This is a genomic window from Nocardia sp. NPDC049935 (assembly GCF_055586645.1).
On the sequence record NZ_JBVJHV010000011.1, the window covers coordinates 163,252 to 171,941 of the forward strand.

The 8,690-nt window shown below is 68.1% G+C and carries 10 protein-coding genes and 1 tRNA gene; 9 read left to right on the forward strand and 2 right to left on the reverse strand.

The window, feature by feature from the left end; translation table 11 throughout:
* Window positions 1-7 precede the first annotated feature (7 nt).
* The 3 genes from ACZ6SF_RS31785 (at window position 8) to ACZ6SF_RS31795 (ending at window position 1,932) form a co-directional block, all read left to right on the forward strand.
* Complete coding sequence (locus tag ACZ6SF_RS31785; protein ID WP_466067230.1) at window positions 8-514, forward strand: mycothiol transferase; 507 nt, start codon at window positions 8-10, stop codon at window positions 512-514.
* A 97-nt stretch (window positions 515-611) separates the two neighbouring features.
* Window positions 612-1,799 (forward strand): DNA polymerase III subunit delta', encoded by a 1,188-nt coding sequence (locus ACZ6SF_RS31790; RefSeq protein WP_466067232.1) that lies wholly within the window; start codon window positions 612-614, stop codon window positions 1,797-1,799.
* Between the two features lie 57 nt (window positions 1,800-1,856).
* A tRNA-Thr gene (locus ACZ6SF_RS31795) sits at window positions 1,857-1,932 on the forward strand.
* 91 nt (window positions 1,933-2,023) lie between these two features.
* Here the strand turns inward: ACZ6SF_RS31795 and ACZ6SF_RS31800 are convergent.
* Entirely contained in the window at window positions 2,024-3,403 is a 1,380-nt protein-coding gene (locus ACZ6SF_RS31800) for a tyrosine-type recombinase/integrase (RefSeq protein WP_466067233.1), read from the reverse strand.
* Between the two features lie 145 nt (window positions 3,404-3,548).
* Complete coding sequence (locus ACZ6SF_RS31805) at window positions 3,549-4,109, reverse strand: hypothetical protein (protein WP_466067234.1); 561 nt, start codon at window positions 4,107-4,109, stop codon at window positions 3,549-3,551.
* Window positions 4,110-4,168: 59 nt separating this feature from the next.
* On the opposite strand from ACZ6SF_RS31805, the gene ACZ6SF_RS31810 reads away from it, so the two are divergent.
* From ACZ6SF_RS31810 to ACZ6SF_RS31835, 6 genes are all read left to right on the forward strand, one after another.
* Window positions 4,169-4,381, forward strand: a complete 213-nt coding sequence (locus ACZ6SF_RS31810; RefSeq protein WP_466067236.1) for a helix-turn-helix domain-containing protein — start codon at window positions 4,169-4,171, stop codon at window positions 4,379-4,381.
* Window positions 4,382-4,450: 69 nt separating this feature from the next.
* Window positions 4,451-6,046 (forward strand): AAA family ATPase, encoded by a 1,596-nt coding sequence (locus ACZ6SF_RS31815; RefSeq protein WP_466067237.1) that lies wholly within the window; start codon window positions 4,451-4,453, stop codon window positions 6,044-6,046.
* A 410-nt stretch (window positions 6,047-6,456) separates the two neighbouring features.
* Complete coding sequence (locus ACZ6SF_RS31820; RefSeq protein ID WP_466067239.1) at window positions 6,457-6,654, forward strand: hypothetical protein; 198 nt, start codon at window positions 6,457-6,459, stop codon at window positions 6,652-6,654.
* A 68-nt stretch (window positions 6,655-6,722) separates the two neighbouring features.
* Entirely contained in the window at window positions 6,723-6,977 is a 255-nt protein-coding gene (locus tag ACZ6SF_RS31825; protein WP_466067241.1) for a hypothetical protein, read from the forward strand.
* An 81-nt stretch (window positions 6,978-7,058) separates the two neighbouring features.
* Window positions 7,059-7,778: a hypothetical protein gene (locus tag ACZ6SF_RS31830; RefSeq protein WP_466067244.1), complete on the forward strand. Its 720-nt coding sequence runs from the start codon at window positions 7,059-7,061 to the stop codon at window positions 7,776-7,778.
* A gap of 246 nt (window positions 7,779-8,024) precedes the next feature.
* A complete protein-coding gene (locus ACZ6SF_RS31835; protein ID WP_466067246.1) occupies window positions 8,025-8,534 on the forward strand; it encodes a hypothetical protein in 510 nt (169 codons plus the stop codon).
* The last annotated feature ends 156 nt before the right edge of the window (window positions 8,535-8,690 follow it).

The following is an 8,690-nucleotide window of genomic DNA, read 5'->3' on the forward strand; positions in this document are numbered from 1 at the left end:
AGCGCCGATGACCCGCAGCCGGGAACGTGAGGATCTGATCCAGTTGCTCGACGAGCAGCGGGAAATGTTCCGGATCACCCTGCGCGGTATCGACGAAGATCAGGCGCGTACCAGGACCACCGCCAGCGAGCTCACCCTCGGCGGGCTGCTGCACCATCTGGTCCGGTGTGAACGCGAGTGGACCACCGTGCTGGTCGAACGTGACGAGAACGCCGAGCAGAAGCTCGAGGACTACGCCGGCGAATACATCATCGCTCCGGAGGAAACCGTCGCGGGACTACTCGCGGAATGGGAGCGGATCAGCGCGAACACCGCGGAACTCGTCCGGGCCGTTGACGATCTCGACGCATCCATCCCCACCCCCAAGAACCCTTGGGTCCCGGGCCGGGTGTGGTGGTCGGCGCGTTTCCTGATCCTGCACATCCTGCGCGAGATCGCCCACCACAGCGGGCACGCGGACATCATTCGCGAAGAACTCGACGGTGCCAATACGACCGCGCAGCGCGCCGGATAGGGCGGGCCCGTGCGAAACCATTCCGCGGCCACACTCGGCCGTCCGGCGGTCGGCGTCGACGGCGGTTCCGCGGCGCACCTCGATTAGGGTGTCGGTCGTGGGAGTCTTCGATCGTCTCGTGGGCCAGGAGGCGGTGACGGCCGATCTGATCGCCGCCGCCGTCGCCGCGCGTTCCGGGGCCGCCGAGGGCGCGATGACGCATTCGTGGTTGTTCACCGGTCCACCCGGTTCCGGCCGTTCGGTGGCCGCGCTGTGCTTCGCCGCCGCCCTGCAGTGCACCGATCCGGGCGAACCCGGCTGCGGCCGATGCCACCCGTGCACCACGACCATGGCCGGAACCCATGGCGATGTCCGCCGCGTGATCCCCGAAGGCCTGAGCATCTCGGTCAAGGAGATGCGCGGCATCGTGCAGATCGCCGCCCGCCGTCCCAGCACCGGCCATTGGCAGGTGGTGATCATCGAGGACGCCGACCGCCTCACCGAGGGCGCCGGAAACGCCCTGCTCAAGGCGGTCGAGGAGCCGCCCGGGCGCACGGTGTTCCTGCTGTGCGCACCGTCGGTGGACCCGGAGGACATCTCGGTAACCCTCCGTTCCCGCTGCCGCCACGTCCACCTGGTGACCCCGTCGGCTCCCGCCATCGCCCGCGTCCTTCGCGAACACGACGGCCTGGATCCCGAAACCGCCGAATGGGCGGCGTCGGTGAGCGGCGGCCACGTCGGCCGCGCCCGCCGCCTCGCCACCGACGAGGAGGCCCGGACCAGCCGCCGCCTCGCCCTGGACCTGGTATCGGCGGTCGTTCGCGGCAACGCCTACCTCGCCGCCGACGAACTGGTCAAAGCCGCCGACGACGAGGCCAAACAGCTCAGCGCCGAACGCGACGAACGCGAACGCGACGAACTCGCCACCGCCCTGGGCGCCGGCGGGACCGGTAAAGGCGCCGCCTCCGCCACCCGGGGGTCGGCGGGTGTGCTGAAAGAACTCGAACGCCGCCAGAAATCCCGCGCCACCCGCACCGGCCGCGACGCCCTGGACCGCGCCCTCCTCGATATCGCCGGCCTCTACCGCGACGCCCTGGCCATTTGTTTCGGCGACTCCACCGGCCTCACCATGACCCACCCCGATATGGCCGATCGTGCCCGTGACCTCGCCGCCCGTGCCCGCCCCGAGGGCCTGCTCCGCTCCATCGACGCCATCCTGGCCTGCCGCGAAGCTCTCGACCTCAACGTCAAGCCCCGTTTCGCCCTCGCCGCGATGGCCGCCACCCTCATCGCCCAATCGTCCTGACCAGCTGTTTTCGCGTAACCGACCCCGAGGCGATAGACTCGCGTGGCCGAACGGCACGCCGCCTTAGCTCAGTCGGTAGAGCGCTTCACTCGTAATGAAAAGGTCAGGAGTTCGATTCTCCTAGGCGGCTCCAGGTCAGAGGGCATTTTCAGCTCTCCGCGCGACGGTCCGGCCGGGCCACTGTGCCAACAGTGTGCCAACGCGCGGGGAGCACCCCTTTCAGATCACCCGAAGAGAGCGGCCCCCGCCGCTTTCAAATCCTCGGGCTGCGCATCGCTGTAGATAGACAGAGACACCGCCGGGTCGTGGCCGTGCCAGGCCGCGACGATATGGACCGGGATACCGAGCGTGAGCATGAGGCTCACGGAGGTGTTGCGCAGCCCCTTCAACTGGATGCGCCGGAGTCCGGCGCGTTTGCTGATCCGCTGGAACTCATCGGAATACCACTCCGGGCGCAACGGCGTACCGTCCTCGCGTACCGCGATGAGCCGATCGTCGGACCACGGCACGCCGAGTGCCAGGGCCTCCCGTTTCTGCGCCGCCTTCAAGGCGCGCAGTGCTTCGGCCAGATCGGCGGGCGGCGGCAGGCTGCGGCGGCTGCGGCGGGACTTCGGCAAGTTCTCCTCGGTCTCCGACCCGATGGCCACCCGGCCCCGGCGGACCCGCAACGCATCATCATCGAACCGGTTCCACCGCATACCCAGCACTTCCGAGCGGCGCATTCCGTAGGTGGACATCAACCAGCACGCGTGAAGGCGGTGCGCTGCCGCCGCCCGGCGGAAGTCCTGGACCTCTGCCACGGTCCAGGACTTCGCCGCCTCCGCCGCGTCGTCATCCTCCGGAATCTCATCACCGGGCCGTTCCACGAGCGCGATCACGTTGCGGGGGAGTGCACCCTGGTCCACGTAGGACTGCACCATCCCGTTGAGCGCGGTCAAGGTGGAGCGGACCGAGACCGGCTTCACCCCGGCGGTCACCGTGGCCAGTTCGCACGCGGTGTACACCGCGCGGCCGGTCCGGGTGATCCGTCCGGCGCGGACCAGGGCCGAGATCGGGGTGTGGACGTCCTTGCCGGGGAACTCCGCTGCGATCGCACGGACCGTCACGCCGTCCGGATGCCGCGCGATGAAATCCGCGATCCGGGAGGACAGGGAGTCCGGCCGGGTCGCGCGCCGCTGGTCCACACGGCCCTGCGTCAGCATCCATTCCACGAGCGCGTCTCCGTCGGCCTTGGTGAGCTGCGCCAGTTTCTTGCCGCCCATGAACCGCCGCGCGGGCAACAGGTGCTTGGTGTAGTTGTTCACGCTCACCCGGCGGATACCGCGCCGCCCGGCAAGCCACTGATCGCACGCTTCGGCCACGGTGAGCGTCGTGAGCCGGATATAGCGGCCTTCGGCGACCTCCGCGCTGATCCGGCGGTACTCGCGCCGCGCCTCCGTCTTGGTGCTGTAGGTGAACCTCTGCCGGTCGCGGGACCCGTCCGGTTTGGTCCCGACGTCGAGCTGGAACGTGTAGGACACGCTTCCGTTCTTCGCGGTGCGGGTGTCGATCGGTTCGGCCCGGCGCGTCTTCTTCGCCTGTGCCCCGGGGTCTCTCGTGCTCATGTGGGTGTGTCCTCTCGTGGTGTTCATGGTGTTGCTGAGCTGCGGGTATGTGGGTGGATCTATCAAGATGATGTCGAGCGGTCGGGACCGATCAAGATGATGTCGGCGGCGGAGCGCGGGCAGAGGAGGGCATGGCGTTCACTGCTCAGTCCAGCTCGGTACTGGTGCGCCAGTCCCGGCGGAGGTGGCCGCGTCGTTTGGCCTCCGAGATCCAACGATCCAGCGTGGCCAGCGGGACGGGATCGGCACCGCCCATTTGTTCGGCGACGGTTTGACGGGGCGGTGCTCCGGCCCGTCGCGCCGCCATGAGTTTGGATGCCACTCGCCGGTAGTGGTCATCGTCCAAATGTCGCGACGCAGAGCGTTCGGGGCGTGTGAGCCGCGCGGGTTCGTGCAGTTCGGTCACGGTGACGAACGCGCCGTCACCGTGGGTGATGAACCACGCCGCCGCGCCGGTGAGGCGGCGCACGGGTACGGCCTTGATCGCGGCCGGGTCGATATCGCCGGTCTCGTCGGCGACGATGCGCAGCTCGGCCAGGCGCGGCGCGGGGCCGCTCAGGTCGACGCGAACGTGATAGCGGTTCCGGTGCTCCACCAACGGGATTTCGATCAGTCCGTCATCGGTGTGCGGGGTGCCGGATACGCGGCGGATGTGCGCGTGGTCGACGTCGCCCTTGATCGGTTTCACTCGGCTATCGGTCTCCATACTGACTAACGATAGCGGAACATCTGGAAAACCATCACTCAATCGGCCACGATGGAAGCATGACAACCACGAACACCGACCCGCTCGCCGAACTTCGCACCACTGCAACGGTTTCCGTCACTCGCGCCGCCGAATTGCTGGGCATCGGCAAGTCGAGCGCGTACGTAATGGCCCGGTCCGGCCGCCTGCCCGCGATCGAACTCGGGCCCCGGCGGATGCGTATCAAGAGCGCGGACCTGCTGCGGATGCTCGAACCCGATTCGGCCGCCTGAGTCCTTCTACAACCACCACGAGAGATGGACCGCAACACATCGAATTCGTGGAAGGACACAGACGCGCAGATGACGCAGACGCAGAACGGCGGCCCCACCGAAACCGAGGAGAGTAGGGGCCGCCGCACCGATGAGTCGGAGTCACTCACCAGTGAGTCTACCGACGGCACCGGCGGGACTCCGGGTCTCGCGTTCGATCCGGGCGAAGTGGTCGACACGGCGGATATCCATCCGCCTATCCCGTGGCCGATGGTGGCGAAACTCGTGGGCGTGGATGCCGCGACTTCCAAGGAACACCTGAATTTCGACTTCATCCGGGAGTTCGGGCGCGATGACGAATTGGTGAAAGGGGCCTCGTTCACCGCCGTTACCAGCCAGAGGGTCACCTGGGCGCAGGTCGACCAGTGGTACGCCGACCGGGGGTTGACCAATGAGGCACGGGCCTATCAGGACCGGGAGCGCACGGACCGGGAGGAGATGCAGCGGCAGCGGGAGAAGACGGCCGCAGCGGCGAAGGCGATGGCCGAGGCGGAGAAGATGCGCAAGGACCGGACTGCGGCGGCCATCGTCTCGGAACGGCCCCGGCTGTGGTCGGCTCTGGACCTGCACGCCGCGCAGCAGCGCGAATGGTTGGCCACCGGGCATGTCCCGAAGGCGGCGGTCACGCTGCTGGTGGGCGACGAAGGTATCGGCAAGTCGCTGCAATGGGTTTGGTTGCTGCGGTACGTCACCACGGGTAAGCCCTGCCCCGAGTTCGGAATCCCTCCGCGCGAACCGGCCGACGCGTTCATCGTGATCACCGAGGACGACTGGTCTACGACCGTCCTGCCGCGCTTGGAGGTCGCGCATGTCGACCTGACGCGGGTGCATGTGATCGCGACCGAGCCGGACGGCAGCGGATCGCCGACGTTCCCGGACGACCTCGATGTGATCCGCTCGGCTCCCATTACGCCCGCCCTGATCGTTGTGGACGCCTGGCTGGATACGGTGCCCGCGAAGTTGTCCGTCCGTGACCCGCAGCAGGCCCGGCAGGCGCTCCACCCGTGGAAGGAACTCGCCACCACCACCGGAGCGGCCGTGCTGCTGCTGACGCACACAAACCGGGTGGCGACCGCCAACGCGCGGGATAAGTACGGAGCTACGGCCGAACTGCGGAAGAAAGCGCGTATGACGCTGTACGCGCAGGCCGATCCGGATGACGACACATGCATGATCGTCGGGCCTGAGAAGTCGAATATCGCCCGGACGGCGGAGGCCACGCGATTCCGCAAGGTGCCCGTTCAGCGGTTCGAGGCGAGCGACGAGGACGACGGCACAGTGCCGGTGCTCGAATACGTCGGCCCCGTTGGCAAGTCCTCCCGGGATCTGATCGCCGAAGCATTCCACGGGCCGGAAGACGAGGACTCCGAGGATCTGACGGATGCCGAGGAAGCCGAGAAATGGCTGACGGACTACCTGACCGGCCAGGAGGGACACCGCAGGGAGGAACCCGTATCCGGCAAGGAGGTGAAAGCCGCTGCCAGGGAAGCGGGAATCAAAGAACACACCCTGAAGCGCGCGGCGAAGAAGATCGGCGTCGTCTACACCAAGGCGGGTTTTCCGGCGACCAACCACTGGTCGCTGCCAGACCTGGCGTTCGACCCCGAGCAAGGGGCGGAGCAGTGAACGCAGCACGGCACAGCCGGAACAGTGGGCGCACCGCTGCACCATGTCTGGGCGTGTCCCAACTGGGCTCTGATGTTCCAACTGGGCGTGACCTGCGGTTTTGCGCGCCCCCAGTCGGAACATTCGATGTTCCGACTGGGGGCGATGTTCCGACTGGTGTTCCAACTGGAGACACCCCATCTGACCAGCATAAATACGAAACATATCTCGACGGTTTTGTCAGTTGGAACACGGAACATCAGACATACACACCGGCCATGTTCCGACTGGTGTTCCAACCGGGGCGGCGCAACACCGAGCACACAACCATTCGCACACCTGTGCGAGCACACGGAGCACACAGACCGGACACACCCCACCCGATTGGAGAGCTGCGTAATGACACGACCGAAACCGAATGGAGCTGCGCGGTGACCGGGCAGCGGCGTATCCCGATCCCCGGAGCGACCGCCGAGGAGCGCACCGAGGTAATCGCACGGCTGCGCGGTATCGACCCGGCGCAGCGGGAACGGGAGGCGGCCACCGAACGCCGGTTCGCCGAGCGGGAGCGGCGGGACAGGGCCGCGATCGAGAACGAGCGGCACCGCGTCACCGAGCAGTTCACCTAGACGACGCCCGGCCCCGGAGCGGCGGCAACCGTCCGGGGCCGGAGAACACAACAGGGAGACCGAAAACCATGATGCCAACCACCGTCGCCCCGGCGCCGACCGAACCGCCCGACCTCGGGATCTACTTCCTGCCATCCCATTGCGTCGAGTGCCTGATGGCGGGGTGTTCCTACGTCGAGTCGAGCACCTGTGAGACGGCCATCTCATGGCGCCCCGGCGCGAAAAAGGTGACCGCCGAATACCTCTGCCCGCGCTGCGGACACGTCTGGACGGACCGCTGGCCCGCGAAATACCTGGTCGGAGACCCGGAATCGACCCTGTGACATCAACCACCAACGTCAACCAATAGGCGCCGCGGATTCCCGTAATCCGCTGCCCACCAGCACAAACGAGGAGAAACCATCATGCTCGGATTGAACCGCCGTGGTAACACCGCTCCCGCCGAACCGACCCCGGTATCGGGTGGCCGCCGCGACCGGCTGCACCCGTTCGCCACGGTGCACCCGGCCGACCGGACCGCCGACGACCAGGACACGGCGCGCGACCGGCGCCGCAAGGGTCTGCCGGTGGCCTACACCGAATCGTTCACGCTCTCCGAGGAAGTGGTGGCGGTGCTCGCCGGTCCGGCCGCGCGGATCACCTACGACTCGACCCCGGCGCGGTGGGTCGGCCGGATCGGCCGGGTGATCGCTGCGACCGGCCACGACGACACCGTGACCAACAGCGTCGCCGACGCCGTAGCGTCCATCGCCCGGATGATCGGGGCGGAGGTTCCCGCGCTCCCCGAACCGACCGCCGCCGACGCCGTGAGCGGTTCGTGGCCGCAGGGGGTAGCCGAGGTGTGCCGGGCGCTGGACGGCCCGCTGAGCGCTGCGCTACGGGGTCGCGCGACCCACCACGGCGAACCGATCGCCGATCACCTGGTCCGCCATCTTCGCGAGATCGACCGGGCGGCGAAGAGTCTGGACTCCGCACTGGACCGTGCGGCGGTCACCGATACCGCGCCGCCGGTGTCGGCCGACCGCCGCCGGGTCGATGCGGTACGGGCCCGTCATCGTGCGGAGGTAACGGCGATGGACCGTCGCCACCGTGCGGAGTTGAAGGCGGCGGGATATGGCCACTGACAGCGAAAACACGGGTTCCGTGCCTTTGCCGGCAATAGGTGTGTGCCAGGACTGCGGCGAACCTGCCCGCTGGCGCGGCAGCGTCCACGAACACCGGTGCCAGCGCTGCATTACCGAGGTGATCGGGATCGCCTACCGCCCCGCCGATCCCCGCTCCCGGCGGGACCGGGCAGGCCACCCCGCGCCGCCCGGCCGGGATGCACGGGGGAGGCCCATCATCGAACGCAGGACCGAGGAGGAGACATCGTGAAATGGAATGATTTGATCGCCACTGAGCGCGGCCGTCTGGCCGTGTGTGCAGAGGAGGCAGCGCACGCGGTCGCGGCCGTGCTCGCCGGTGGCACCGTCACCGCGTGCACCGCGTCGGCGGCCGGTGGGCAGGTCACCTCTACCCGCCACGGTGCGGCCGACGATCCCGCGATTGCGTACTGGGGCATCTATGCCCGCGCCCGGGTCGATCGCCGGAGCAAGCCGAGCGCGGAGGTTCTGCGGGCGGCGGTCAACAGCGCGACCCCGGAGGACCGGGCAGCGCTGGGCCCGGCGCCGCGCCCCCTGCGTCACCTCGAGCCGGATATCGAATTCGCCTGGTCCGCGATCGCCGAACTGGCCGCGCACATCTGGCGCACCGGTAAGGCGACTCAGGACGACGTGGAGCGGGTGCTCGGGGTCCGTCCGGATCTACCGGTGGACACCGTCCGCCATCACTACCGCCACCATCAGCCGCTCCCGCTCCCGGCCGCCGGAGCTGCGGCATGAGCGCGGCCGAACCGGTCCGCTCGGAGGTGCGGCGCGGGCTGGTCGCGTTGGAGCACATGTTGTGAGGTTCCCCCGCTTCCTTGGAGGGCTCTGAGCATGGTCCGATAGGACCGGGAAGGAGCCCCGCGTGGCAGCACCGAAGAAATACCCGGACGA

What these genes read in the sequence shown, in the direction of transcription:
- ACZ6SF_RS31810 (WP_466067236.1), top strand. Translation starts at nt 4,169, where the DNA reads ATGACAACCACGAACACCGACCCGCTCGCCGAACTTCGCACCACTGCA.
- ACZ6SF_RS31825 (WP_466067241.1), top strand. Translation starts at nt 6,723, where the DNA reads ATGATGCCAACCACCGTCGCCCCGGCGCCGACCGAACCGCCCGACCTC.
- ACZ6SF_RS31815 (WP_466067237.1), top strand. Translation starts at nt 4,451, where the DNA reads ATGACGCAGACGCAGAACGGCGGCCCCACCGAAACCGAGGAGAGTAGG.
- ACZ6SF_RS31830 (WP_466067244.1), top strand. Translation starts at nt 7,059, where the DNA reads ATGCTCGGATTGAACCGCCGTGGTAACACCGCTCCCGCCGAACCGACC.
- ACZ6SF_RS31805 (WP_466067234.1), bottom strand. Translation starts at nt 4,109, where the DNA reads ATGGAGACCGATAGCCGAGTGAAACCGATCAAGGGCGACGTCGACCAC.
- ACZ6SF_RS31785 (WP_466067230.1), top strand. Translation starts at nt 8, where the DNA reads ATGACCCGCAGCCGGGAACGTGAGGATCTGATCCAGTTGCTCGACGAG.
- ACZ6SF_RS31800 (WP_466067233.1), bottom strand. Translation starts at nt 3,403, where the DNA reads ATGAGCACGAGAGACCCCGGGGCACAGGCGAAGAAGACGCGCCGGGCC.